The sequence below is a fragment of the Haloferax elongans ATCC BAA-1513 genome, assembly GCF_000336755.1.
Taxonomy (GTDB): Archaea; Halobacteriota; Halobacteria; order Halobacteriales; family Haloferacaceae; genus Haloferax; species Haloferax elongans.
Genome location: NZ_AOLK01000011.1, coordinates 188,829 through 214,306 on the forward strand (window position 1 = coordinate 188,829; position 25,478 = coordinate 214,306).

Below are 25,478 nucleotides of genomic sequence, written 5' to 3' on the forward strand. Positions count from 1 at the left end.
CGAGTTTCACAGCGTTCCACGTGTCCGAGGGTTGAAGTCGATTCAGCGAGTGAACGTTCTCAATAGATGTACGGCCCGTTTTCCCGGCGTCGAGTGTGTCTCGGCGTCGCCGGACTGCTCTCTCTTTCGGGGTGCGCCGGGACGCCCCCCGAGCAGGACGACGCGGGCGCGTCGCCGACCGCGACTCGCACTCCCTCGCCACCGGCCGACACGGAGACGCCCACAACTCGGTCCTCGCCGACGCCCAAGCCCCCATCGCCGTCGAAACCACCGTCGGGCCTCGACAGCACGCTGGCCGGTCTCGTCGATGCCAACGACAGAGACGCGTATGCCGACCAGCACGGACTGGACTACCGCGATGGAACCGTGACGGTCGTGGTCGAACTCGAACCCGACCGCACACTCCCCGAGTCAGTCGATTTTGAGGCCGAACGAAAGCGCGACCGCCTCGTTTCTGGATGGGTCGCAGTCGGCGACCTCACCCCGCTCGCGACACACGAGAACGTCACGCTGGTTCGGCCGCCGCAATCGCCCGCTGTCGATGGGGGTGCTGAATGAACCGTTTGGCTGCACTCGTCGTCGCCGTCTTACTGCTCGTCGCACCCGTTTCGGCTGTCTCGATGCCAGTATCCGGTGCCGCTGTCGGACCCGACTCGATACCGACGGTGTCAGATTCGACGCCGGAGCCGACGCCGACACCGACGCCGACCAGTACGACACAGGACGCGGATTCGGCCAATAACACGACGCAGGGCACTGATTCGGCCAATAACACGACACAGTCCACTGCCTCGACCAACGACACGCCGCAGACGAACACTCCTGCGTCGCCACCAGCCAAGGATACAGGACATCCGAAGGTCGAAGCCGGGCTGCTTGACGACTCACAATCGTCCGCGTTCGTCGCGGATGGGCTCGAAACTGCCCCCGACCGCGTGACGGTCGTCGTCGAAGCCAGGCCGGGGTCGGCAGACGCCGCCGCGGCCGCAGTCGGCAACGCTGGCGGTGAGATAGCCATCCAACGTGGGACGCACTTGCAGGTGACGCTCCCGCGGTCGGCCATCCGTGGGTTGGCAGCGTCGCCCGCAATCGGTCTCGTCAGAACGCCGCGTCGGCCGACGGCGACGGCAATCACGAGCGAAGGACTCGACGAGATAAACGCCGCTGCGCTCCACCAACGGGGATACACCGGTGAGAACGTCACCGTCGCCGTCATCGACACCTCGTTCGACGTGACGAATGCCGAAATCGCGGGCAACGTCGTCGAACACCACAATTTCTCCAGCGGCGACGGGACGATGGCGAACTCCTCGGGATTACACGGCACTGCCGTCTCCGAACTCGTCGTTGACACCGCACCGAACGTCTCGCTCACCACCTACAGCGTCGGAACGTACACCGAACTGCTGGCGGCGATAGACCGCGTCGAATCCCGCGGCGACGTTGATGTCGTCGTCATGTCGATGAGTTGGTTCGGCGTCGAATCACTCGACGGGACCGGCCCGCTCAGTCAGGAGGTTGCGTCCCTCCGGGCGAACGGGACGCTCTGGGTCAACTCCGCGGGGAACTACGGACAGGCCCACCACAACGTCACGTGGTCCGACCCCGACGGCGACGACTTTTTGAACTTCGACGGGAGCGACGAACTCCTCGCACTCGACCTGAACGGCGACCTCGACCTCCGTATGAATTGGGACGACTGGGACGCACGCACTGCCGACTACGACGTGTACGTCTACGAGAACGAGACGGCGTTCCAGAACGGCAATCCAATTGCCGGGTCGACGAACACACAGAGCGGGTCGTACCCTCCGACTGAGGTCATCAGGGGCTCTGGGTCGGGAACCATCTACGTCGCGGTTCACCGGGCAGACGCGCCCGGGACCGCGGACTTCGACCTGTTCTTCCTCGGCGACGAGTCTCCCGAGTACGTCACGTCCGCACGCAGTTTGACGGTCCCGGCGGCCGCCGACGCGACGGTCGCTGTGGGCGCGGTCGACTACGACTCGCTCGCGCTCGAACCGTACTCGTCTCGCGGCCCGACCGTCGATGGCCGCCTGAAACCCGACCTCGTCGCACCGGACAGAGTGACCACCTCCGCCGACTCGTACTTCGCCGGGACCTCCGCTGCCGCCCCGCACGTTGGCGGGGTCGCCGCACTCGTCGTCGACGCCACCGGCGAACCGCTGTCGTCCGACGAACTCGAATCGGCGCTCCTCGGGTCGGCGACGACGCTCTCCGGGTCGGAACCGAACGACCAGACGGGATACGGGTTGGTCAACGCCACCGGTGCAGTCGAACGACTCTCCGTCAGGACGATACAGACGTGCCGGGTAATCGACACGCCCGGGCGATACGTCCTCGACCGACCGCTCTCGGCCGCTGGCGGCACCTGCCTCGAAGTCACGTCCGACGACGTTGTCGTCGAGGGCGACGACCACAGCGTCTCCGGTGATGGGTCGGGAACGGCACTCTCCGTCTCGGGGACCAACGTCACCGTCTCGAACCTCAGCGTCTCGTCAGTCGGGACGGCAGTCTCGCTCGCTTCGGGAGCGAACGCGACGCTCGATTCCGTCTCCACCGACGCGAGCGAAAACTGGACGGTCGAAGCGGCACCGCAGGCGAACTACACCGCCTCACTGTCGCTCGCTGGGGACAACGTCTCGGTGGACGCCCGGGCTGTCTCGCTCGAACGAAACGCGAGCTATCCTGCAGTCCCCACCTCGACGACGCGAGTCGGCGCACCCCTGTTCACGCGCGCCGAGTCAAATGCTGCGACGGCGAATCTCACCGTGGCGTATCCCGACGGAACCACGAACGAGAGTTCGCTTCGCCTCCACAGACACACTGGCACCGAGTGGACTCCTCTCGCGGGGTCGGTCGATACTGACGCGAACACCGTCACGGCAAATGCGTCTTCGTTCGGCCCGTTGGCGGTGTTTGAACTCTCCGACCCATTCCTCGCTGCCACGCCGACCGACGTGTCCTTCGGCAGTGTCGACGTCCAGAACTCGTCGTCGACGACCGTGTCGGTACAGAACCTCGGCGGGAGAGACGCGGCAGTTGAGTCGGTCACAGTCATCGGACCGAATGCCTCGGCGTTCGCGGTGACTGAGGGCCTCCCGGCGACGCTCGAAGCCAGCACCACTGACTCGCTCACCGTCTCGTACACGCCGCCAGCTATCGGGTCCCACAACGCCACGCTGGCTATCGAATACAACGGCTCGTCGTCGCCGACGAACCTCTCGCTGTCGGGGTCGGGAGTCGACCAGCACGCACCCATCGTCACGAACGCGACTGGCAAATCGCTCGGAACGAACGCGTCTCTCGTTGGTCGAACTGGGTCGGTGCGTGTCGCCGCCGACGTGACCGATTCGGCGTCTGGCGTCGCATCGGTGACGGCCGACCTCTCGGCGTTCGGTGCTGGAACTGTGTCGCTCGCACCGAACGGGACGGGGACCTACGTCGCCTCCGCGGACGTAGACGAGACGACCGCCGCGGGTGACGGCGCACACGAGATTCGCATTCAGGCGACCGACGCTGCGGGCAACACCAACGAGTCTGTCGCCGGAACCGTCGTTCTGGACGCGACGAACGCGACGCTCGGCGTAGATTCACCTGCGAACCAGACGACAAACCAGACGGCTCTCTCACTGAACGGGACGGCCACCGACGCGACTAGCGGTGTCGACCACGTCGAGTGGCGACTCGACGGTGGCTCGTGGACCACTCTCGCAGAGACAGCACCGTGGAATACGTCGGTTTCGGGGCTCGCAGACGGCTCTCACACGCTCGAATTCCGCGTCATCGACAACGCGAGTAACGTCGCGCCTGCTGTCGAGCGAACTGTCATCGTCGACACGGTCGCCCCCGCTCTCGGCGGTGTCTCGGCGAACCGGACGACAGCGGTCGAACCGGGCGGGTCGCTCGCAGTGGACGTCTCGGTCACTGACGCGACCAGCGGCGTCGCCAGCGTCGAGGCCGAGGGCACTTCACTCTCCACCACTCAGACGGACGCGAGCGGCATCGTCACGGCCGAATCAGACCTCGGTGCCACGTCCCTCTCGGTCGTCGCACGCGACGCCGCAGGCAACGAAAACCAGACGACACTCGACTACGATGTCGGGGCGACTGCAACGCTTTCGGCGGCTGGGTCCGGCTCTTTCGCTGCGGACCTCGACGGTTCTATGCTTCGTCGCGTGCGCGTGAACACATCCGACACTGGCGTCTCGGTACGCTACGGGACTGCGCCGACGGCACCTGCTTCAGTTCCCGCCGCACCCGGTGACGTGGTGCTGGGGTATCCACAACTCGACACGAACCAGACGGCGGCCGAGGTGTCGAACGCGAGCGTCGTCGTGAACGTCTCCGACGAGACGATTTCGTCGGCCTACGCGTTACCGTCGACAGTCACGGTTTCGCGGTTCGACGGCAGTTCGTGGGTCGATGCGAACGCGACGCTGGTCGAGACGACCGGCGGGAACCGGTCCTATCGAGTGCCCGTTTCGAACAGTTCGGTGCTCGCGGTCCACGCCAGCACAGAATCCGACGCGCCGAACGTGACCGACTACGCGCCGACCGGGACCGTCGATTCGGGCTCGGTGACGCTCTCGGTCGCCTACGACGACGGCTACGCTGGCATCGACCCCGCCCGCGCCTCGCTTCTGGTCGATGGAACCGACGTGACCGATTCGGCCAGCGTCGACGCCGACGGTGTCTCGTACACGACCGACCTCGGTGCCGGAAGCCACACCGCCGAGATAACGGTCGTCGACCGCGCGGGGAACCAACAGACGAAGTCGTGGTCGTTCGAGACCGAGTCTACTGGTGGGCCGTCGGGGAGTTCGACAGGTGGTTCGGCCGGAAGTAGCTCGACGGGGGGGTCGGCCGGCAGTAGCACGACCGGTGGCACGACAGGCGGAACCACAGGCTCGACCGGCGGTGGTGGCCTCGCACCAGCAACGTCACCAACCGCGACGACCACGCCAGCGAATCAGACGACTGCCGTCTCGACTGTGACGAATACGACGACCGCCACCTCGACTGCGACGAACACGACGACTGCGACGACAGCGCCAAGCCCCGAAAACGAGCGGCCGAGCGCAAACGAATCGGCGTCACAGACGCAACTGTCGAACGCGTCGGCGACGCAGTCTCCCGCACCCACTGAGGAGGCTGCGGAGCTGACGACGACCGGCACCGATGCTGGCGACGACGCGACAGAGAGCGATGCACCGGGCTTCGGACTCGTGGCAGCACTCGCAGCGCTCGCGGCTGTAGTCGTTCTCGCCCGGCGACGCGGGTAGAAAACTGTCCGAGCGAGCTACAGGAAGACGCTGACGCCGAGGCCGAGTGCTAACACGAGTGCGGGCGCGTCCAGCCGCGTCAGGCGAATCTCCGGGAGCGTGGGATTCCACGCGAAACAACGAGCCCGGAGCGCGAGTGCGAGCGCGTCTGCTCGGGCGAACGACCGCCGGAGACCACCGGCAGCGACGGTGGCGAGGCGCTCGTCGATTCGTCGCTGGTCGCCGAGTCGGGCCTTGTTCGCCTCGCGGACGCGAAGGAGGTCGCGGCGAACGACCGGCAGGAACCGGAAGACGAGCGCGACGCCGATACCGAAGGCGACGCCGACCCGTCCGGGGACGAGGTGCTGTATCGCCGCGCGCGACTCGCGGACGGCGGTCGTTCTCACGTACGCCGCGGCGACGAAGAACACCAAGAGCACGCGAATACTGGCGAGTGTCGGCGTGACGGCCGCGCCGGGGTCGAACCACGGCGCGCCGAACTGGGCTGCCTCGATGACGGGGCCGAGAAGGAGGAAGGGAATCGCATAGCGAATCGCGTGGAGAGCCGAGAGTGGGGACGTATCGGCGGCGGAGAGACACGCGGCGGCGACGACGCCGAGGACGGTGAGTCCGGTCGGTGTCGTGTGTGCGAGACCGGCCGCCGCGAAGGAAATCTGCACGGCGAGCTTCGTTCGCGGGTCGAGTCTGTGGGCGAGCGAGTCGCCCGGTTCGTAGGTCAACACGGCGGGCGAACGTCGAGGTCTGGGAGGTCGTCTGCAACCGCCTCGGGAGCGCCGTCGAGCGCGACCTGCCCGTCCGAGAGGACGACCACTCGGTCGGCCAGTTCGCTCACGTCGCGCAGGTCGTGGGTGACGACGATGAGGCTGGTTCCCGACGCGCGCAGGTCGCGGAGACGCGAGAGAACCGACTGGCGGGCTGGTTCGTCGAGGCCGGTGAACGGTTCGTCGAGGACGAGGTGGTCTGGCTGCATCGCCAGCGCACCCGCGATTGCGAGGCGCTCGATTTCGCCACCCGAAAGCGCGTCCACGCGTTCTTTCTCGCGTCCGTCGAGGTTGACGGCGGCGAGTGCGTCGTGGACGCGGCGGTCGATTTCGTCGCGGTCGAGACCGAGGTTCTCCGGCCCGAAGGCGACGTCAGCGCCGATTGTCGCGGCGACCAGTTGGTCTTCGGGACGCTGAAACACCATCGAGACGGCGGTACGCGCGGCGACGAGGTTTTCGGACACGTCGGAATCGTTGACGTGAACCGTGCCCTCGTCAGGTTCGAGCAGGCCGTTGAAGTGGCGAACGAGCGTCGTCTTGCCGGACCCGTTCGCCCCCGCGAGAATGACGCATTCGCCGTTGTCGATAGTGAGGTCGAGCCCATCGACTGCGGCGGTGTCGCCGTAGCGGTGGACGAGGTCCGCGACCCGTATCATCGGTTAGTTCGCCGCGATTGCGTCCGACCGGACGATACCGATTGCGGCGGCAATCTTGAACGCCTCGGCGGGGATGAACGCCGCGGCGACGGTCCAGAAGGACGTGACGAGGCCGACGCCTTGGACGACGGTGTAGCCGACCGTTCCGAACGCGTAGACGACTGCCGTTGCAGCGACCATCGCGCCGACGAGGCGGACGGTACCGACGCGGTAGTCACGGAGTGCGAACCCGCCGTGGACGATGACGCCGGTGATGAACGCGGCGACGGGGAACGACCAGAGGAACCCGCCAGTCGGCCCGACGAGCGCACCAAACCCAGCGGACCCGCCTGCGAAGACCGGCGCACCGATTGCACCGGCGGCGAGGTACAGGATAATCGAGGTGCCGCCCCACACGGGACCGAGGAAGATGCCCGCGAGGAAGACGACGAGCATCTGCATCGTCACCGGAATCGGTGAGATTGGGTTGGGGAACGAGACGTACGCACCGGCACCCATGAGCGCCGCGAACAGGGCTGCACGGGCGACGTTGGCGACGATTTCGTCGCCGACGAGTTCGACCGACTCGTGTTCAGTTGCCATGTCTCTGGCTGTCTCGTAAACTGTGTTTAAGATATCGGTTTACGTGCCTAAGAGTGTCAAATACACAAGAACTCGATTCTATGACGGTGCGTACTCGCTCTCGTCAGTACGATTAAAGGCGCTCGCGGTGCCATACTCTCGATATGGACGACAAGACTGCCGAACTCCGCGATATCTTCGTCGAGACGACCGGGTCGGACACCGTGACAGAGCGGCAGTCCGAATCCCGCGGGTCGCTGGCGAACGTCGACGACCCCGAAGCGGTCCGAGAGCGCGTCTCTGACCTCGTTGCGACGATGCGCGACCGCTACGAGTTCGAGACCGACCTCGGCGACGACGCGCTCGTCACGCTGGTGGTGGGCTACTTCGACGGCGACACCGACGAGGACCTCGCGCTCGAACTCGACATCTCGCCCGATGCGGTTCGGGCCGCCCGCTTCGACCTGCATCTCGTCCGCGACGCTGACCGCGACGCCCCCTTCGAGATGGACCGCCTCGACAAACTCCTAGTCGAGGATGCAGACGACGAATCGATTGCCGAGGCGCTCGACGTCGACATCTCGCTCGTTCGTGAGTTCCGCCCCGTCGCCGAGGCGGACATCCGTTCGACGCGTGCGAACCACCGCTTCCGTGACGACTTCGCCGAACTGCTCACCGACGACGACCTCTCGGGACGACTGGTCGACGACGCTCGCCGTGACGGTCTCAAAGAGGCCACAGAGGACATCGAGACGGACGTCTCCTTCTAAACGTAACCTGCCGAACGTCTCTTTCTCGCCCGACGACGAAGGTTCTTAACCGATTGGGAACATACCCATCTTCGATGTCGCAGGCCCCTCAAAATCGAGAACTCACAGAGCGGTTCATCCAGTTCTACCGCAACTACTATCGGGAGGAAATCGGTGACCTGGCACAGCAATACCCGAAAGAAAAGCGCTCTCTGTACATCGACTACGACGACCTGTACAACTTCGACCCGGAACTCGCCGACGACTACGTCACGAAACCCGGGCAGTATCAGGAGTACGCCGAGGAAGCCCTGCGACTGTTCGACCTGCCTGCGGACGTCAAACTCGGACAGGCACACGTCCGGATGCGGAACCTCCCCGACAACATCGACATCCGCAACATCCGGGTCAACGACGACCACATCGGGACACTCATTTCCGTCCAGGGAATCGTCCGCAAGGCGACCGACGTACGCCCGAAGATTACCGAGGCGGCCTTCGAATGCCAGCGCTGTGGGACGATGAGTTACATCCCGCAGGGCGACGGCGGTTTTCAGGAACCCCACGAGTGTCAGGGCTGTGAACGACAAGGGCCGTTCCGAATCGAGTTCGACCAGTCGAACTTCGTCGACTCCCAGAAACTACGCGTCCAAGAATCCCCCGAGGGCCTGCGCGGGGGCGAGACGCCACAGAGTATCGACATCAACCTCGCCGACGACGTAACCGGAAAAGTCACTGCTGGCGACCACGTCACCGTCGTCGGCATCCTCCACATCGAACAACAGACCTCGGGCAACGAGAAGACGCCCGTCTTCGACTACTACATGGAGGGCATCGCGCTCTCTATCGAGGACGAGGAGTTCGAGGATATGGAGATTACCGACGACGACGTGGCCGAAATCGTCGAACTCTCGAACGAACCCAACATCTACGAGAAGATGGTCGACTCCGTGGCACCGGCCATCTACGGCTACGAACAGGAGAAACTCGCCATGATTCTCCAACTGTTCTCCGGCGTCACCAAACACCTCCCCGACGGGTCGCGCATTCGCGGCGACCTGCACATGTTGTTGATAGGGGACCCTGGTACGGGGAAGTGTGTCACCGGCAACACGCGGGTAACGCTTGCCGATGGTCGTGACGTACCGATTCGAGAGTTGGTGGAGTCAAATCTCGACGACCCGAAACCAATCGATGACGGCGTGTGGGACAGCGCGAACTTCGAGGTCCCATCTCTCGCCCCCGACGGGTCGTTGACCGCTCGGCAAGCGACGAAAGTTTGGAAGCGTGAAGCGCCAGACCACTTGCTACGTATCCGAACAAACACTGGCCGGGAACTCACAGCGACCCCCTCTCATCCGCTCTTCATCCGCGATGGAGGGATGACTACTGCTGTTCGTGCCGACGAATTGGCCGAGGGCGAATTCGTCGCAGCACCGCGCTCACTCCCAACGACTGGTACCGACGACATCGACATTGACTTCCGACGGTCGAAGTCGTACAACGCGGTTCGTCTCGACCTGCCGGACGAGTGGACACCGTGGCTTGCCCGACTCGTTGGCTACATCGTTGCAGAGGGATACGTCGAACAGCGTGACGATGCTACTGGATTCGTCTCTGTGACGAACAACGACCGCGAGGTGTTGGACGACGTAGCCGACGCCTTCGACCGATTGGGACTGAATTATTTCGAGCGGTCGCCCCACGATGGGAAATCCGCTCGTGAGATTATCTGTGGCTCGGGAGAGTTCGTCAGTTTCCTTGCAAACCTCTCACCTTCACTTCTCGCAGGGTCTGACAGTCAACGTATCCCTGAAGCAGTGATGTCTGCGAGTTCGGAAACCGGACGGGCGTTCGTCCGTGCATTTGTCGAAGGCGAAGGTCACGTCTCGGCAACGCAGCGAGAGATAACGGTCGCCTCGATGAGTCGCGAACTCCTCGAAGACGTCCGGACACTCCTTCTTGCGTCGGGTATCAGTTCACAACTCCGGGCGCGCCACAACGGGAGCTTCCGGCTCCGCATCAGCGGTGATGACTTCGCGAAATACGTCGCGAAGGTTGGGTTCGTCACCGAGCGAAAATCGGCCGCGTGTGAGGAATACGCTGCCGTCGAGAGCAACACCAACACCGATGTCGTACCGGCTGGCGGCGAGCTTCGTGACCTTCGTGAGGCCCTCGGACTGACGCAGACCGATTGTGGACTGCCGAGGTCGACGTATCAGCACTACGAACGCGGCGACCGCAACCCGAGCCGTGAGAGCCTCTCGCGCGTCGTATCCTCGTTCGAAGACGCGATTCGAACGACCGACGGCGTCGATTCGCATGCGCTTGCAGACGGTGGTGCATCGGTCACGGACCGTGTTTCAGAACTCCGCTCGCTCGTCGATGGCGACATCGGATGGGAGCGAATCGACTCTATCGAGCGCGTCGAATCCACAGAAGAGTGGGTCTACGACCTCGAAGTCGAAGGGACCCACAGCTACGTTTCCAACGGGCTCGTGTCCCATAACTCTCAGATGCTATCGTACATCCGACATATTGCGCCACGCTCCGTCTACACCTCGGGTAAGGGTTCCTCGTCCGCTGGTTTGACCGCCGCCGCCGTCCGCGACGATTTCGGCGACGGCCAGCAGTGGACGCTCGAAGCGGGTGCGCTCGTCCTCGCCGACAAGGGGATTGCGGCAGTCGACGAGCTGGATAAAATGCGATGTGTAACTGGTAATTCGCTTGTTCACCTCGCCGACGGTGGAATCCGACGCATCAGAGACCTTGCACACGACGCGGCACGTGCGAGCTCTATTGAGGAATTACCAAACGGTCGAACGATTCGAAACGTGGACGCCGAAGCGTGGACGATGGCCGAGGATGGGACGTTGGTGACTCGGCCGGTCACAGCTATCCACGAGTACGATGCGCCGGACGAACTCGTTCAGGTGACTCTTGAGTCTGGTGAACAGCTCACGTCAACCCCGGACCATCCGTTCTTCGTATTCGAGGAAGGAGAACGAGTCGAACGCCCTGCCGAGGACCTCGTAGCAGGTGACCAAGTTTACGTCCCAGATAGTGACTCTCACATTGCTTCTGATGGAGGGATAAAAACACTCCAATCCGAACAGTCACCAGACGAACCACTGACGACTTCACTAGCTTCGGTCGAAAGCGTTGAACGTTCTGATGTGAGTCCTGACGCCGAGACGCGTGTATACGACCTCACGGTCGAGGGAACTCACAACTTCGTCGCGAACGGAATGGTCGTCCACAACTCTGAGGACCGCTCTGCAATGCACGAGGGCCTCGAACAACAGCAGATTTCGGTCTCCAAGGCGGGTATCAACGCGACGCTCAAGTCGCGGTGTTCGCTTCTCGGCGCGGCGAACCCCAAGTACGGTCGCTTCGACCAGTACGAACCAATCGGCGAGCAAATCGACCTCGAACCGGCGCTCATCTCACGGTTCGACCTCATCTTCACGGTCACAGACGACCCTGACCCTGACACTGACGCCGAACTCGCAGAACACATCATCAAGACGAACTACGCTGGTGAGTTGAACACCCAGCGGACGAACGTCGCGAACTCCGAGTTCACCGAAGAACAGGTCAACTCCGTCACGGACGAAGTCGCGCCGGACATCGACGCCGAACTCCTGCGGAAGTACATCGCCTACTCCAAGCGGACCTGCTACCCGACGCTGACCGAGGAAGCGAAGAACATCATCCGCGACTTCTACGTGGACTTCCGCGCCCGCGGGGCCGACGAGGATGCACCGGTGCCCGTCACGGCCCGGAAACTCGAAGCGCTCGTCCGTCTCTCGGAAGCCTCGGCCCGGGTTCGGCTCTCGGACAAGGTGACAGCCGAGGACGCAGAACGCGTCACCGGCATCGTCGAGTCGTGTCTGCGCGACATCGGGATGGACCCCGAAACGGGCGAATTCGACGCCGACATCGTCGAGACGGGGCGCTCGAAGACTCAGCGCGACCGCATCAAGAACCTCCTCGAACTCATCCGAAACATGCAGGAAGAGTACGAAGAAGGTGCGCCACACGAAGAGGTCGTCGAGCGCGCCAACGCCGAGTTGAACATGGACGAAAAGACCGTCGGCGACCAACTGGAGAAGCTCAAGATGAAAGGCGACATCTACGAACCGCGCGGCGACGTCTACCGGGCGACATAGTGTGGTGGTGTGGCTCGGCCGACGTACCGACCACTCCTCGGCTCACCCCCTTACGTGAGCAGTGCTTCGACGACCTTCTTTTGTGCCGCCCGGAGGTGTTGGTGGAACGTCGGCGAACTGATGCCGAGCGATTCCGCGACCTCTTCGCCCGAACTCGCACGCGGCCACTCGAAGAACCCGGCGTGGTAACACGCTTCGAGCGTGGACCGCTGCCGGTCGGTTAAGGTCGTGAGAATTGGGCGCTCGATGCTCGGCTCGTCCCGCTTTACCTGCCGCCGCATCACCATTTCCACGTCGGGGTGCGTAGACTCGACAACGTCGATGATCTTGCGAACGTTAGCACCCGGCGGGAGGTGAATCTTGAGGTGGATTACTCCTTCGACGATGCGCGTATCGACGACAGCTCCGCCCTGTGCTGCGACTGCGGAAGTGACCGGAGGTCCCGAGAGGTGGAGTTCGAACGTATTGTCCCCGTCGTCTGACTGGTGTATCGTCAATTGCTCCCAGTCGGGAGAGGCTTCGCAAATCGTCTCGAGTGTCGCGACGGCGTCGTCAGTGGCAACCCCGTAGGCGACGTATCGGTCGTCGTTGAGCGCGACCGTCTTCTCTATCGTAACCGTCCCCTCCATGTTCGGCGGAATCCCGAGCGTCGCCGAGAGGTCTTCTGTCTGGACCTGGAGTTCGATAACTTCGTCGCTCATCAACGCGCGTTTCCGCTCGATGCTGGCGATAGCGTGCCCGATGAGCTCACCGAGATGGTCGATTGTCGCTCGTTCACCGCCCTGGAAGGAATCTGGACGGTCTGTCGAGACCACGAGCACGCCGAGGACTGTCGCCGCGTGGACGATGGGTATCACGACCGACGACTCGTCGTTCATCTCGGCGAGGAAGGCCTGCAGTGGATGGTCAGAGTTGTGGTCTTCTGCGTCTGCGCCTTCGTCTTGGAACGTCGTGTCGTCGCGTTCTGGCTGTTCGGTCGTTCGGTCTGTTTCGTCTCGATGTCTGTACTGTGTCGATTGCGTCCGAAGGGCTGTTTCGACGAGGTTCTCGTATCCGGTGTCCGACTCTTGGTCGAGCGGGAGTGTACTACCCTCCAGGCACTCGTAGCCAGCGGCTGTCTTGATACGTACCGTGTCGAGCGACCGACTGAGTTCTCCGACCCAGGCAAACTGATAGGCTTCTGAGTCAGTCAGGCGCTTACAAACGGCCGATTCGATCTCCTCGCGCGTCGATTGGTCGATAACCGCCTCGGTGATGTCTCTGATGACGCCGTTGAGGTCGTTGAGCGCGGCGAGTTGCGCACGTTGGCGTTCGAGGTCGCGCTCGCGCTGTCGGCGTTCGGTCGTGTCGCGGACGACGCCCACCGTCTTCCCGGCGGTCACGTCGCCTGCACGCTCTTGGTCGTCGTCGGACGGGAACCGAGTGAATCGACTCTCGGCGAAGAAGTGGCTCCCATCAGCACGCTCGATTTTCGCTTCCAGTGTGGCGGGTCGCTCGCCGTCGCTCATCGACTTCGACCGGGCGGCAGCCTCCGACGAAATTTCGTCGCCCACGACGACCGAACAGTGAGAGCCCAGTAACGCATCTGCGTCGTATCCCATCATCTCCCGATAGGACTGATTGACCATCGCGAAGTGGTACGTCTCGTCGAGCACGTACACGCCGTCGTCTATCGTCTCGATGATGGTCTCGTACTGTTCGAGCGCTCGTTCGTACTCGTGCCGGTCGATAGCAGCAGTGAGGATGTGCGCGACCGACTGGACGAAGTTGATGTCGTGTTCGGTGAAGGTCTTGCGTTCGGTGTCGTGCGTTCCGAGAATACCCCACGGTCCGTCGGCGGACCCGATGATGGTGCTGATACCGCTTGCGACTCCGTGAGAGGTCAGCAACTCGGGGCCGGTAAACCGACGCTCGCTGCCGAGGTCTTCGACGACGATTGGTTCTTCTGTTCGGAGTGTGTGTGCAGCCTGGGAGTCGTCGTCGACCGCCGAGACCGTCGCATTGCCGACGATGCCGTCGTCCCATCCGAACCCCTGTCGAAGGAGTAGCTCGTCGCCGTTGGCGTCGAGTTCGAGCACTTTGGTGTAGTCGGTATCGAGGGTCTCTGAGACGAGTGTCGCTGCGTGGTCCATCAGGTCGTCTACATCGCTGTTTTCGAGTGCGAACCACCCGAGCTCGGTGACGACCTCTTGTTGCCGGACTCGGGCTTGGAGTTCGCGTTCGTGTTCTCGGCGCGCCGTGACGTCCCGGAAATACACTGAGACCCCCGCTTCAGATGGATGAATGCTCGTTTCGAGCCACGTGTCGAGACCGTCGACGTAACTCTCACACGTTGCCGGTTCCTGCGCTTCGAACACCCGTTCGAGACACTCTTGAACAGTCGTCTCGTCGAGCGCTTCGACGGTACTCCAAACGGGCTCACCGAGGTGTTTACCTGCTGGTGTTTCGAGTAGGTCCTCTGCGCGTTCGTTGACGTAGACGAGTCGGTACTCGTCGTCAACGGCGAGAAATCCGTCGTCGACCCGTTCGAATACGTCGTCGAGCTCCTGTTCGAGCCCGTCGCGTTGCTTCGTTAGACGCTGTTTGTGTCTGTACTGTCTCGTCATGTCGCGAATGACTTTCACGTATCCCCAGACGGCACCTGTGTCGTCGGTGATTGCAGTGAGTGTGACCTGCGCTCTAAATTGAGACTCGTCTTTTCGAACCCGCCACCCTTCGTCTTGGATTGAACTCTCCCGTGCTGCGTCGGTCAAGTTGCGCTGCGGGACCCCTGCCTCTCGGTCTGCGGGTGGGTAGAACACTGAGAAGTGAGTACCGATGATTTCGTCGGCTTCGTAGCCTTTGATTCGCTCGACACCTTGATTCCACGTGACGACGCGACCTGCGTCGTCAAGGACGAAAATCGCATACTCAGAGACTGCATCGACGAGCGATTCGAACTGTAGTCCCGTTCTGAGGGGGGGAACTGACGCTTCAGCACGCATTGTTTCGAACGTCTCAGCAGATGTAGGAGACGTCACCTGCCACCAGATGCGACCTCGTGCGCCCACTTTCTTGGTATTGAGCACCCCGCGCTCGACGAGACTGTGCAACCGGTCGTACGCAGCTCGGCGGGTACAATCTAAGCGCTCTGTGACCTCCCGTGTGGTCAGCGGCTCGCCGACCTCTTCTGTCCCCTCGAAGACAGCAATCGTCTCGCTTACCCACTCTCCACTCCCTCCACCAACCATGACTGTGGTTGACAATCACATTGTATAGCCCTTCCGTTGAGGGAACCAGAGCAAATTTGACACGAACCTACGGTATCGTGACATCTGCTCAAATAGACTGGGAGGGTTTCTGAAGGGCTATTACACCGCATCTGACTGTAGAATAGTTCGTCGAAATAACTACTTTTCTACGAAGTATCCCGGACGTACATCAATACATTCCTGAAAATACACGTTGGCGGTGCTATCGGTCGACCGCCTGTGCCTAACTGTTTTGGAGGTCGGCTTTCGCCGTTTCAACATAATAAATCAGTATAGATGAGTTCTGGTTCCCATCCTACAGACTGCCATCCACTGGCGCTCGACGTGTGTTCGTGCTCGCCGCCGACGATTCGAGCACTGGACACACCGGTACGTCGGATGCTCATGCGCGCCCTCTTGCGACAGAGAACGGTCGAGTTCGCGGAGATTGCGTCCTTCCTCGACGCGACTTCCGCGGAGACGCTCCCACGTGAAGACGCGGTCCACCAGCAAGCGATGGTCATCTCAGTCCGCCAGACGCACCTCCCGAAGCTCGAAGCCGCAGAACTCGCTTCGGTCGACCGAGACGACGACGTCGTCGAACTCTGTCTCCACCCGGATATCTACGAGGGACCACTCACGCCACACTTGCTTGGTGCGGTGGACCAAGACGTGTGGAAGGCAGTCGCGACTGTCTACCGAGACCGACGCCGTGGTGAGGTCCTTACGCTGCTCGACCGGGCGACGTCACCCCAGACAGTCAGCACGCTTGCGTCCACGCTCGCCGACACATCCGAGCAGACCGATGAGTACGCCCCCGAGCGTGGTACCGAAACGAAACAGGAGATAAAACTCGAACTGCACCACGCCCACCTCCCACTGCTCGCGAACGTTGGGCTTGTCGCATACGATACCGACAGTGGTGCAGTGACCTACACGGGTGACAAGTGGTTCGAACTCTCGGCGTTCGTCGACACGCTTCCGCCACGGATGCACGCGAACACGTGAGGTGGGCCGTGGGTTGAACCGACGAACTTAGTGGATAGTGAAGCGATGGGACAGACGACCTAATGGACCGAATCTCCGCCATCCGGAACATCGAGGACGCCATTCGCGACTTCGAGTCGGGTGAGGCAGACCTCGCAAGCACGGAACGACGTGTCGTGACCGTCCTCCGAACGTTCGCGACGGAGTTCGAGACAGACACCGGTGACGCCGCCCTCGATGCGTGGAAAGCCGTCGGCGACGAGCGAGCGGAGGGCATCGTCGTCCTCGCGGCGACCGAGTCCGAAGCAGCCACGCGAGTCCGTGACCTCCTCTCCGAAGCCGCGGAGTCGTCCGACAGCATCGATTTCTCTGTCGAACGCGTCTGAACGCCCGCTCAACGCTACGCCGCTTCGACCGGTGTCGAACGATTTTTCTCCCGACTCCGTGACCCATCGCGCGTGCTGTTGGTCGTGACATACTCGAAGGCGGCACGGACGACGCTCCGCAACATCTGTCGAACCCACGACGAGACTGTCGTTCGTCGGTTCGGGCGTGCCGCGCTCTTCGAGGAGACGGAGTTGGGTGCGTTTCTCGCGTTGCGGCTGCAAGCAAAACACGGCGCGGACGTGCAACTCGAACAGACGGAACCGTTCAACGAATTCGAAGCCGTTTCCGAGCCAGTTCGCGAGGCTGCTAACGCCTACGAGAACCGCGAGTCGCCGTCGACGCCCTACCGAAAATTCGCGTCGGGAACCGACCACCCGTCTCCCGACGAGATGCGTGACCGGGAGTTATGAAGGCTGGACTGCCGGACGGGACGACGATTCGGGGTCGGGGAATCGACCTCTCTGCGTTCGACGTCGACGCCGACAGCGTGGTCGATGCGATTCGGTGTTCGACAGCCGACCAGCGCGGACTCCACATCGACTGTCCCGACCCGGGACCGGGACACGACCGTCTCGCCGTGGTTCCGGTCCCGAGTTTTTCACGCTCGCACGCCCTCGCCGCTGTTGGGCGCTCTCGTGGACTGACGACGCCTGTCGACGACGAACTCGACCGAATCGAGACGCGGCTTGCCGATATCGAACCGGACACGGACACCGACGAGTCGCTCGAAGCGCTTCGGGCGGCCCGTCGTCGTCTTGCGACGGCTGGAGCAGACGAAGACCGGCTCCGAGAACAGGTTGCGACGCTCCGCGGGCAGTTGAACGCTCACCGCGACGCCGGTGACGAGGATGCGGCCGCAGCGGTCAAAGCCGAACTCGTCGAGACGACGACGAAACTCTCCGAAGTATCGACAGAGCGCATCGCGGCCGAACAGCGGCTTTCGACCCTCGAACGCGACGCGCGGCGCTCACGAGACACTCGCGAAGAACGCCTCCGCCTGCAGGACGCGCTGGACAATCGCCGCCGTGAGGCCAGACAGTACCTCGCCGACACGCTCGAACCCGAGTTCGAGAGCACGGTTCGAGAACTCCGCAAACGCGGTGCTGACGTGGCCGACTCCCGAGCAGAACATGTCGTGCCCACGCTCGCCGCAGTCAAACTCGCCGACTTCTGTGCGCCGGTCGTCCTGACGACGCGCTTTTTCACCGACGCCTCGACTGCCGCACGCGTGCTCGAGACACTGGTTATTCGAGTCTGAGTATGCAACCGCGTCAAGGTGGGCGGTCGCTGCGGACAGTGGCGTGCCAGTGACCGTTGCGGGCATCGATTTATATACGAAAAGGCGGCCATCCTCGCCATGGATTTCGACGTCGACGTGTCTGTCGCCGACGCCGTGGCGCTCGTCACGGTTCGATTCGACAACACCACACCCGTCGACCAGCGGGTCAGACTGCGGAACCGCCTCGATGGACCGGTGTTGCCGCCGCGTCGGTCGGGCGTTCCCGAAGACGGATGGGACGAGACCGGATTCGAGGGTGTCGTCCCCGCCGACTCGACGCTGGCAGTTGGCTACGCCTGCGCGGTAGACGGCAGTGAAGACAACGGCAGTTCGCTCACGCCCGAAGACGCAGTTTCGGTCGACGTTCTCGGCCGCGACGACCCGGAAACGATTCCACAGCAGACCTCACCCGAAGACGCGATTCGCGAACTCGGGCCGTGTCGTCCGCCTGCTGACGTCGTTCCCACGCCACAGCCAACCCCGACTGAAGTCGCTGGGGAATCCGCATTCGAATCGGAGTCTGACGCTGGACCTGTGGCCGAGTTGGAACTAGAACCTGAATCTGAACCCGCTCCCGAAACTGCGTCGGTCGCTACAACTGACGACGTTGAGCGTGCTGCAGGTCCAGTCGAATCCCCGACCGACGAGGAGGTTGCGGCCGCAGTCGAACGGGAGACACCATCTACGGAGGTGTCGGAGCCGCGGACTGACCTGCCTGTCGACGATGTTGCGGCGACCCACTCGCCTGCCGATGACGTTGAGGCCACCTACTCGTCCGCCGATGACGTTGAGGCCACCTACTCGTCCGCCGATGACGTTGAGGCCACCTACTCGTCCGCCGATGACGTTGGGTCGTACCTCACGGCCGTCGAGCGCCGCATCGAACTCGCCGAGCGTCTCGACGGCGCGTCCGTCGAAGCGGCGGCGACTGCACTGGCGTCGAGCGAAGCCGAGGCGTCAGCCCTCTCGTCTCTCGCTGCAGACCGTGACGAACTTCGCCGACTCGCTGCCCGCGCAACTGCGCTCGCAGACCGCGCGGCGGACGCCGACCCAGATACGGACGCACTGCGGAGGTTGGCGTGATTCTCGCCGTCGTCTCGGGGAAAGGAGGAGTCGGCAAGTCCACGCTGTCGTTCGAGTTGGCCGCGGAACTGGATGCTGTCGTCGTCGACGCCGACCTCGGCATGGCGAACCTGCCGTACGCACCCGGTCCAGACCTCCACGACGTGCTGGCGGGTCGCGCCGACCCGACTGAAGCCGTTCGGAATGGGGCGTCGGTGTCGATACTCCCCTGCGGGCGGACGCTCGCCGGTGCCCGCGCCGCCGACGTTCGCCGTCTCGCAGACACGCTTCGCGCGGTCGAGGCCGCTTACGGCGATGTCGTAGTCGATTGTCCGGCCGGGATGCGCGCCGACGCAGGCGTGCCGCTCGCGGTCGCCGACGCGTGCCTCCTCGTCGCGTCGCCGAAACGCTACGCGCTGGCCGACGCGGTTCGGACGCGCGAACTCGCCCGCGAACTCGACTGCGGACTCGCTGCGGTCGCTGTCAACCGCGTCGTCGACGACCCGCCGGTGGATGCTTTCGCCGACGTACTCGGCGCTCCGACGACGGCGATTCCCGCCGACCCGCGGCTCGCAGCAGCAATCGAGGAGTTCGACCCGGCGGTGCTCGACGCGCCGAACAGTCTCGTCAGTACTCGGATTCGAGAACTCGCTGCTGCGGTGTCGACCTGTCGGCGCTGAGGAGAAGTGCTGTTTTCCAGTCGCGTGTATCGAGCGATGTGGCTACTCGCGGCGTGCTTCGAAGCGTTCAGTCACGGAGTTCGACGTACGTCTTCCGAAGGGTAACGGGCGTTACGTCCGCAACGTCCGCGGCGTCGGCTTGCGTGCAGTCCGCGCCAACGTCGCGGGCGGCGGTGTAGAGACACGCCGCAGCGACGCCGCAGGGATTCTTACCGGCGACGAGACCGTCCTCGTGTGCGTCCGCGACGTATTCGCGGGCGCGGCGTTCCACGTCGCGGTCGAGGTCGAGTTTCGTCGCGAAGCGCGGGATGTACTCGGTCGGGTCAGTCGGTGCGACCGGGAGGCCGAGGTCGCGGTTGAGTGCTCGGTAGGCGGCGTGGTGTTCTGCTTCGGTCGCCTTCGCGACGTCGCAGACTTCCTCGACGCTGCGTGCGATGCCCGCGACGCGACAGGCGGCGTAGACGCAGGCGGCCGCGAAGCCTTCCAGCGACCGTCCGCGCAGGAGGTCTTCGTTCTGTGCGGACTCGAAGAGCGCACACGCCTGCTCGCGGATGTGGTTCGGAAGCGACAGCGCGCTCGTGAGACGACGAATCTCGGTGAAGGCGTACACCTGATTCCGCTCGCGCTTCGACGAGATGCGGGCGCGGTTGTGCTGACGGCGCAGGCGGGCAAACTGGCGGCGCTTGCGTCCCTTGATACGCGTCGAGCGACCGATTTCGGTCGAGAGGCCGCGGTCGTGGCGGGACCGAGTAAGCGGTGCGCCCGTGCGAGCGGGGTTTCGGTCGTCGTCGGCGAACGAGCGCCATTCGGGGCCGTGGTCGATGCGGTACTCCGAGACGACCAGTCCGCAGTCGTTGCAGACTGTCTCGCCGGATTCGACGCCGAGGTGTCCATCGCATTCGGGGCAACCCTGGGTGGAACGTGCTTCACTCATCACAATTGAAAATCGGGCTCGAAGGAGTATTTAAACACGGGACAAAACGCCCCTCAATCGGTGATTAAGCGGGATGTAACGTACCGGTTACCGGTACGCTTGGCTATCTATTCTGATACCAAGTGGTAACGCTTTTGTTCTGAAACGCGAGAACATGGAGCGATGGGGTTGTCGGACATAGCTGCGACACTGGAGACAACGACGACCGAACAGCGCTCGCGCCACGTTCCGACTGTGGACGATACCGATGTTTCACTCCGTACGCGATTCGAGACGCACGCGGACGCGCTCCCCTGCGCGCCCGCGGAAGCGGAGAGGGTTGTCGAGGCATACGGGTCGGGCACGACTGTCGGAGACAGTGCGCGTGCTGCCGGCGTCGCTCCGGTGACTGCGGCGAAGGTCCTACATCGCTGTGGCGAAGCGGGTGTAAACCCCCTCGCGCCCGAAGCGCGACGAATCGTCCGCGACTGGCTTGACGGACAACTGTCGCGCGCCGACGCGCTCGCACTTACTCGTGCGGACGAGTCGGAGTTCGCCTTGGCGACGTATCTCGAGACACACGACCCCATCGACCCCCTCGTCGAAGCCGTCGAGGGCGCGCTTACCGACCACGGAGATGCCTCCGTGGCGAAGCGCGACTCACTGGCCGAAACCATGAGTTCGGTCACCGACTTGCAGTTCTAGCGGGACACAAACGCCTCCCCCCACCACCTCCCGTTTTCGCACGCTGAGCCGTCGCTCTCGCGGTCGTTTCCTGCCCAGCACAGCTATCTTCTCAGGTTTCTAACCTCCTTTATGGACGACACAACGAAGGCTAACTCGACGGTCTGGCCCGGTGGTACCCCACAAGTCGGACAGTCTGTCGAGCGGTCGCGGACGATTACACCGGAGGACATCGAGCTCTTCTCGGAACTGAGCGGTGACTACAATCCGCTGCACTACGACGAGACGGTTGCTGAGAAGACGAAATTCGGCGAAATCGTCGTCCAGGGCGGCGTCACGAGTTCGATTCTCAACGCCCTCGTCGCCGAGGACCTCCCCGGTCCGGGGTCGGTGTTTCTCAACGTCAACTGGGATTTCACCGCGCCGGTCCGCCCTGGCGACACGATAGTCGGTCGCATCGAAGTGACTGCGGTCCGGGACGACAAGCCAATCACCGAACTCCTGACGACGGTCACCCGCGACGACGGGACTCGCGTCCTCGACGGGACGGCACTCTGTTATACGATGCCGATAGCGGACGCTGACTAGTGTTTTTCCCGCTGTGTGTGTCCTTCGACGGCTGATTTGCCGCCTCAGTTTCTCACGAACTCGCCGACTGACGACAACACGCCACCGGAGTCGAGCGCCTCAGAGACGTCGACGTCGAACAGGACCGACGCCACGCCCGCGACACTCGCGGCGAGGTCCGCGTCGTCTCGCCACGCTGGCGCGTCGGCGACGCGCCCCGATTCGGTTTCGGGCACGACTGCGTCGGCGTCGTCGAGCGCGCCGAACGTCGAAATCACGGCGTCCACGTCGGCACCGACGTCTGCTGCGCGTGCCGTCAACCGACCGATTGCGTCCGCGCCGCGGCCGGTCGCCGGTGCCACGAGCGCGACGCGGTCGCACGTCGTCGCCGCGGCGACAGTCGGGTTCGATGCGAGCAGCGGCGCGTCCACGAGCACGTGGTCGAAATCGTTGGCAGCGTCTTCGATACGTCCCTCGAACGCCTGTGCCGCGCCGGTGGTCATCGCCCGCGCGAATCGCTCGAACGGCGCGTCGGCGGGACAGGCAGCGACTCGGCCGTCGGTGTCGGTCTCAATATCGACGAGTCCGGCACCGAGTGGCTCGTCTGCGGCATCGGTCAAAAGCGCCGCCGCGTCGGGTGAGAGGTCACCCGCGACGTAATCCGAGAGTCCCTGTGTGGCGAATGCCGCATCGAGGATGGCCACGTCGCGGCCGTCGGCAGCCAGTGCCGTGGCGAGTTCGAATGTCAGGCGCGTCGCACCAGCGCCGCCGGTTGCGCCGACGAGCGCCGCGGTGGTTGGAACGGTCATACCGCGACTGGCCCGGTTTTCGGATTAATACCTTCGGTCGGGTGGGTGAATATACGGGTGGTAGGTGCTGATGGTAGCGAAAAACAGTGAGACGGCTGTCAGTTCGAGATGGCCGCTTCGATGTCGTCCATCTCCTCGTCGGAGAGGTCGGGTCGGGTTCCGCCGACGGCGTGGATGGGGCTGCCGCCGTCGCCTTCGAATCGTGGGACGATGTGGACGTGGACGTGTTCGACTTCCTGTCCGGCGGCCGGGCCGTTGTTGACGCCGACGTTCGTCGCATCGGCGTCCACTCCGTCTTCGACACGCGGGACGAGTTCGTCCACGGTCCGCCAGAGGTCCGCCGAAATCTCCTCGGGCAGGTCGTCGAGGCGGGCGTAGTGGTCCTTCGGCACGACAAGCGTGTGGCCCGGCGCGAGAGGGTTCACGTCGAGGAACGCCAGCGAGTGCTCGGTTTCGTGGACGATTCGGCCGTGGACGTCCTTCGCGGCGATAGCGCAGAAGATGCAGTCGGACATGGGTGAGGTGTTGGATGGTGTGGAAAAGAAAGTTCCCACCGATTACTCTGTGAGTGTCGCGGCGGTGGCTGATTCGTCAGTGCCGTCGCTGGGAACGGAGTCGGTCGTTGTCGCCTCACTTGCTCGTTCACTCACTCACTCGCTCCGCCTCCTCGGACTTCGCGTCGGCGGCACCCCGCCGGAACTGCGCTGTGGCCTTCGAGACGCCGCGCTTGAGTGCGCCAGTGACGAACTTGACGCCCTTTACAAACGGACGAGCGACGAGTTCGATAAGCAGGTCCGCGATGATTTCGCCGAGCATCGTCTTTCTGACGTGTTGACACGAGGTCGTGATGAGCTTTGGGCTTCGACTCAGGGCAGCAAGCGAGCTAACTCGTCGAAGTACTCGGCTAACTCGTAGCCGACTCGGGAGAGCCACACGTCGCGGTAGGCGGGATGGAGAAGCGGAACGATAGTATAGCCGAATCGCACGCTTTCGACCGGTTCGAGGACGGTTTCGAGAAAGCCGCCGAGCGTCCGGTCGTCCAAGGAGAAGACGCTCTCTGTGGCGTGGCGACCAGTCGGAATCACCACGTCGGGGTCGATGGTTTCGAGTTCGGTGACGAGGTGGTCCAGACAGTTGTCTTTCTCCGCGGCGCTGGGTGCGCGATTCGACCCCTCACCGTCCGAGGGGAAGCACTTCACGGCGTTCGTGTAGAAGACATCCTCGTCGTAGCCGACGGTGGCCATCGTCTCGCGGATTCGGCGACCGGAGTGCTGGGCAGTGTAGGACATTCCAGTCCAGTTGCCGCCTTGCCAGCGGTCTGCGTCGGGGTTGCCCGCGCCGGGGGCCTCACCGACGACGACCACAGTCGCGTCACTCGGGCCGACGCCCCACGAAATTCGGTTGCGGCACTCGACGAGCGCCGGACAGCGGGTGCAGTCGCTCTCGACGACGAGTTTGTTCTCCGGGGCTGGAAATTCCGGGTCGGCCATCTATGCCCTCACCATCTCGACCATCTACTCGGTGAGAGGGAGAACGATACCGAAGATGATGGGCGAAAACAGAGCCAGCGCGATGCCGAGCCACTCTGCGTCGAAAAAGAGCGTACGCTCCCAACCGGGAATGTGGCCGTTCCCGCTCAGTGCGAGCGCGACTTTCGCACCAATCGCGCCGAACAGGAAGAGCGCGAGCCCAAGTCCGAAGCCAGTTTTCGCCAAGCGGGGATAATCGAGTTTTCCGTAGCGTCCCATAGCAAACCGAGATAGGGGAGCAAAGAAAACCGTTGCGAGAGAGTGTGTGATACGTTAGCGTCGGAGCGCGTCGGCGACGACGGGCGCGACAGAGACCGAACTCACGTCGCGTTCGATGGTGTCGGTGCCGACGACGCGCTCGATACCGGCGCGGCAGAGTTTCGTGCGGGCGTTGCGGGCGAGAAGCGGGTGGACCGTCGCACAGAAGACGCGACTTGCTCCGCCGTCGGCGAGGACGGACACGGCTTCGCTCATGGTCGACCCGGTGGCGATGATGTCGTCGGTGATGACCACGTCGCGACCCTCGAAATCGGCGTCGCTCGGCGTGATTTCGACGTCGGTTCCGGAGTGGCGCACCTTCTCGAAGTAGTCGGTCTCGCCGTGACCGTAGGCGTCGCGGACGGTCTCTGCAATCTCGATTGCACCCGCGTCGGGCGAGAGGAAAAGCGGGTCGTCGAGGCTCGGAAGCGGGTCGGCGAGTTGCCCGGCGGCGTCGACGATGTCCACGGGAACGTCGAAGAAGTCGGCGACGGCGTCTTCGTGGGGATTGACGAGGACGACGCGGTCCGTGGTCGTACTCACGGCGCGGGCGACGGCGCGGGCGGAGATGGGGTGGCCGACTTCGAACGCCTTGTCCTGTCGGGCATAGCCCATGTACGGGATGACCGTCGTAACCTCCGTGGCACCGGCCTCGCGGACGGCGTCCTGAAGCTGGAGCAGTTCGATGTAGGCGTCGTTGCTGACGGTACTGGCGACGATTGTCGCGGTGTCGGCGTCGAAGCCGGGGACCGCCGCGAGCGTCTCGCCGTCCGGGAATCGGTCGTACTCGACGGCCGCGAGCGACTCGCCGAGTTCGTCGGCGAGGGCGGCCGCGAGGGCCTGTGAAGATGCGCCGGGTACGAGCATACTCGTCCGTCTCTCGTGGTG

At 63.4% G+C, this 25,478-nt stretch carries 23 protein-coding genes; 12 read left to right on the forward strand and 11 right to left on the reverse strand.

What is annotated here, in order from left to right; translation table 11 throughout:
- Nucleotides 1-66 precede the first annotated feature (66 nt).
- Nucleotides 67-558, forward strand: coding sequence for a hypothetical protein (locus C453_RS03260; RefSeq protein ID WP_049907486.1), 492 nt, complete (start codon nucleotides 67-69; stop codon nucleotides 556-558).
- A complete protein-coding gene (locus tag C453_RS03265; RefSeq protein WP_008322685.1) occupies nucleotides 555-5,306 on the forward strand; it encodes a S8 family serine peptidase in 4,752 nt (1,583 codons plus the stop codon). Before C453_RS03260 ends, C453_RS03265 begins: the two co-directional genes overlap by 4 nt.
- A gap of 17 nt (nucleotides 5,307-5,323) precedes the next feature.
- Here C453_RS03265 and C453_RS03270 read toward each other — a convergent pair whose 3' ends face one another.
- From C453_RS03270 to C453_RS03280, 3 genes are read right to left on the reverse strand one after another with little or no spacing between them, the layout of a single operon-like run.
- The gene (locus tag C453_RS03270; RefSeq protein ID WP_008322686.1) at nucleotides 5,324-6,028 is read right to left on the reverse strand and encodes an energy-coupling factor transporter transmembrane component T family protein; all 705 of its coding nucleotides are present in this window, start codon (nucleotides 6,026-6,028) and stop codon (nucleotides 5,324-5,326) included.
- Nucleotides 6,022-6,723: an energy-coupling factor ABC transporter ATP-binding protein gene (locus C453_RS03275; RefSeq protein ID WP_008322687.1), complete on the reverse strand. Its 702-nt coding sequence runs from the start codon at nucleotides 6,721-6,723 to the stop codon at nucleotides 6,022-6,024. The genes C453_RS03270 and C453_RS03275 overlap by 7 nt, the downstream gene beginning before the upstream one ends.
- Nucleotides 6,724-6,726: 3 nt before the next feature.
- Nucleotides 6,727-7,305, reverse strand: a complete 579-nt coding sequence (locus C453_RS03280; protein WP_008322688.1) for a biotin transporter BioY — start codon at nucleotides 7,303-7,305, stop codon at nucleotides 6,727-6,729.
- A 143-nt stretch (nucleotides 7,306-7,448) separates the two neighbouring features.
- Here C453_RS03280 and C453_RS03285 point away from each other — a divergent pair, with 143 nt between their 5' ends.
- Together C453_RS03285 and C453_RS03290 are read left to right on the forward strand one after the other, a co-directional pair.
- Entirely contained in the window at nucleotides 7,449-8,054 is a 606-nt protein-coding gene (locus C453_RS03285; protein WP_008322689.1) for a hypothetical protein, read from the forward strand.
- Nucleotides 8,055-8,128: 74 nt separating this feature from the next.
- Entirely contained in the window at nucleotides 8,129-12,205 is a 4,077-nt protein-coding gene (locus C453_RS03290) for an LAGLIDADG family homing endonuclease (protein ID WP_008322690.1), read from the forward strand.
- A gap of 50 nt (nucleotides 12,206-12,255) precedes the next feature.
- Here C453_RS03290 and C453_RS03295 read toward each other — a convergent pair whose 3' ends face one another.
- A complete protein-coding gene (locus C453_RS03295; RefSeq protein WP_008322691.1) occupies nucleotides 12,256-15,435 on the reverse strand; it encodes a PAS domain S-box protein in 3,180 nt (1,059 codons plus the stop codon).
- A gap of 297 nt (nucleotides 15,436-15,732) precedes the next feature.
- Here C453_RS03295 and C453_RS03300 point away from each other — a divergent pair, with 297 nt between their 5' ends.
- From C453_RS03300 to C453_RS03325, 6 genes are all read left to right on the forward strand, one after another.
- A complete protein-coding gene (locus C453_RS03300; RefSeq protein ID WP_152418005.1) occupies nucleotides 15,733-16,443 on the forward strand; it encodes a DUF7344 domain-containing protein in 711 nt (236 codons plus the stop codon).
- A 62-nt stretch (nucleotides 16,444-16,505) separates the two neighbouring features.
- Nucleotides 16,506-16,808 (forward strand): DUF7854 family protein, encoded by a 303-nt coding sequence (locus tag C453_RS03305; protein WP_008322694.1) that lies wholly within the window; start codon nucleotides 16,506-16,508, stop codon nucleotides 16,806-16,808.
- A 72-nt stretch (nucleotides 16,809-16,880) separates the two neighbouring features.
- Nucleotides 16,881-17,219 carry a DUF7855 family protein gene (locus C453_RS03310; RefSeq protein WP_008322695.1) on the forward strand — a complete coding sequence of 113 codons (339 nt, stop codon included), beginning with the start codon at nucleotides 16,881-16,883 and terminating at the stop codon, nucleotides 17,217-17,219.
- On the forward strand, nucleotides 17,216-18,067 hold the full coding sequence (locus tag C453_RS03315) for a DUF7856 family protein (protein WP_008322696.1): 852 nt from the start codon (nucleotides 17,216-17,218) through the stop codon (nucleotides 18,065-18,067). Before C453_RS03310 ends, C453_RS03315 begins: the two co-directional genes overlap by 4 nt.
- 99 nt (nucleotides 18,068-18,166) lie before the next feature.
- The gene (locus tag C453_RS03320; protein ID WP_008322697.1) at nucleotides 18,167-19,171 is read left to right on the forward strand and encodes a DUF7857 domain-containing protein; all 1,005 of its coding nucleotides are present in this window, start codon (nucleotides 18,167-18,169) and stop codon (nucleotides 19,169-19,171) included.
- On the forward strand, nucleotides 19,168-19,830 hold the full coding sequence (locus tag C453_RS03325) for a P-loop NTPase (protein WP_008322698.1): 663 nt from the start codon (nucleotides 19,168-19,170) through the stop codon (nucleotides 19,828-19,830). The genes C453_RS03320 and C453_RS03325 overlap by 4 nt, the downstream gene beginning before the upstream one ends.
- A 67-nt stretch (nucleotides 19,831-19,897) precedes the next feature.
- Here the strand turns inward: C453_RS03325 and C453_RS03330 are convergent, their stop codons facing one another.
- A complete protein-coding gene (locus tag C453_RS03330; protein ID WP_008322699.1) occupies nucleotides 19,898-20,764 on the reverse strand; it encodes a transcription initiation factor IIB in 867 nt (288 codons plus the stop codon).
- A gap of 162 nt (nucleotides 20,765-20,926) precedes the next feature.
- Between C453_RS03330 and C453_RS03335 the strand changes: the two genes are divergently transcribed.
- On the forward strand, nucleotides 20,927-21,448 hold the full coding sequence (locus C453_RS03335) for a DUF7858 family protein (protein ID WP_007544345.1): 522 nt from the start codon (nucleotides 20,927-20,929) through the stop codon (nucleotides 21,446-21,448).
- A gap of 111 nt (nucleotides 21,449-21,559) precedes the next feature.
- A complete protein-coding gene (locus tag C453_RS03340) occupies nucleotides 21,560-22,015 on the forward strand; it encodes a MaoC family dehydratase (protein ID WP_008322700.1) in 456 nt (151 codons plus the stop codon).
- Between the two features lie 44 nt (nucleotides 22,016-22,059).
- On the opposite strand, the gene C453_RS03345 is transcribed toward C453_RS03340, so the two are convergent.
- The 6 genes from C453_RS03345 to C453_RS03365 form a co-directional block, all read right to left on the reverse strand.
- Complete coding sequence (locus C453_RS03345) at nucleotides 22,060-22,803, reverse strand: P-loop NTPase family protein (protein ID WP_008322701.1); 744 nt, start codon at nucleotides 22,801-22,803, stop codon at nucleotides 22,060-22,062.
- A gap of 98 nt (nucleotides 22,804-22,901) precedes the next feature.
- Nucleotides 22,902-23,318 (reverse strand): HIT family protein, encoded by a 417-nt coding sequence (locus C453_RS03350; RefSeq protein ID WP_008322702.1) that lies wholly within the window; start codon nucleotides 23,316-23,318, stop codon nucleotides 22,902-22,904.
- Between the two features lie 127 nt (nucleotides 23,319-23,445).
- Nucleotides 23,446-23,619 (reverse strand): hypothetical protein, encoded by a 174-nt coding sequence (locus tag C453_RS20135; protein ID WP_160163384.1) that lies wholly within the window; start codon nucleotides 23,617-23,619, stop codon nucleotides 23,446-23,448.
- A 50-nt stretch (nucleotides 23,620-23,669) separates the two neighbouring features.
- The gene (locus C453_RS03355; RefSeq protein WP_008322703.1) at nucleotides 23,670-24,293 is read right to left on the reverse strand and encodes a uracil-DNA glycosylase; all 624 of its coding nucleotides are present in this window, start codon (nucleotides 24,291-24,293) and stop codon (nucleotides 23,670-23,672) included.
- Nucleotides 24,294-24,317: 24 nt separating this feature from the next.
- Entirely contained in the window at nucleotides 24,318-24,551 is a 234-nt protein-coding gene (locus C453_RS03360; protein ID WP_008322704.1) for a DUF7860 family protein, read from the reverse strand.
- A gap of 54 nt (nucleotides 24,552-24,605) precedes the next feature.
- A complete protein-coding gene (locus C453_RS03365) occupies nucleotides 24,606-25,457 on the reverse strand; it encodes a ribose-phosphate diphosphokinase (protein WP_008322705.1) in 852 nt (283 codons plus the stop codon).
- Between the last annotated feature and the right edge of the window lie 21 nt (nucleotides 25,458-25,478).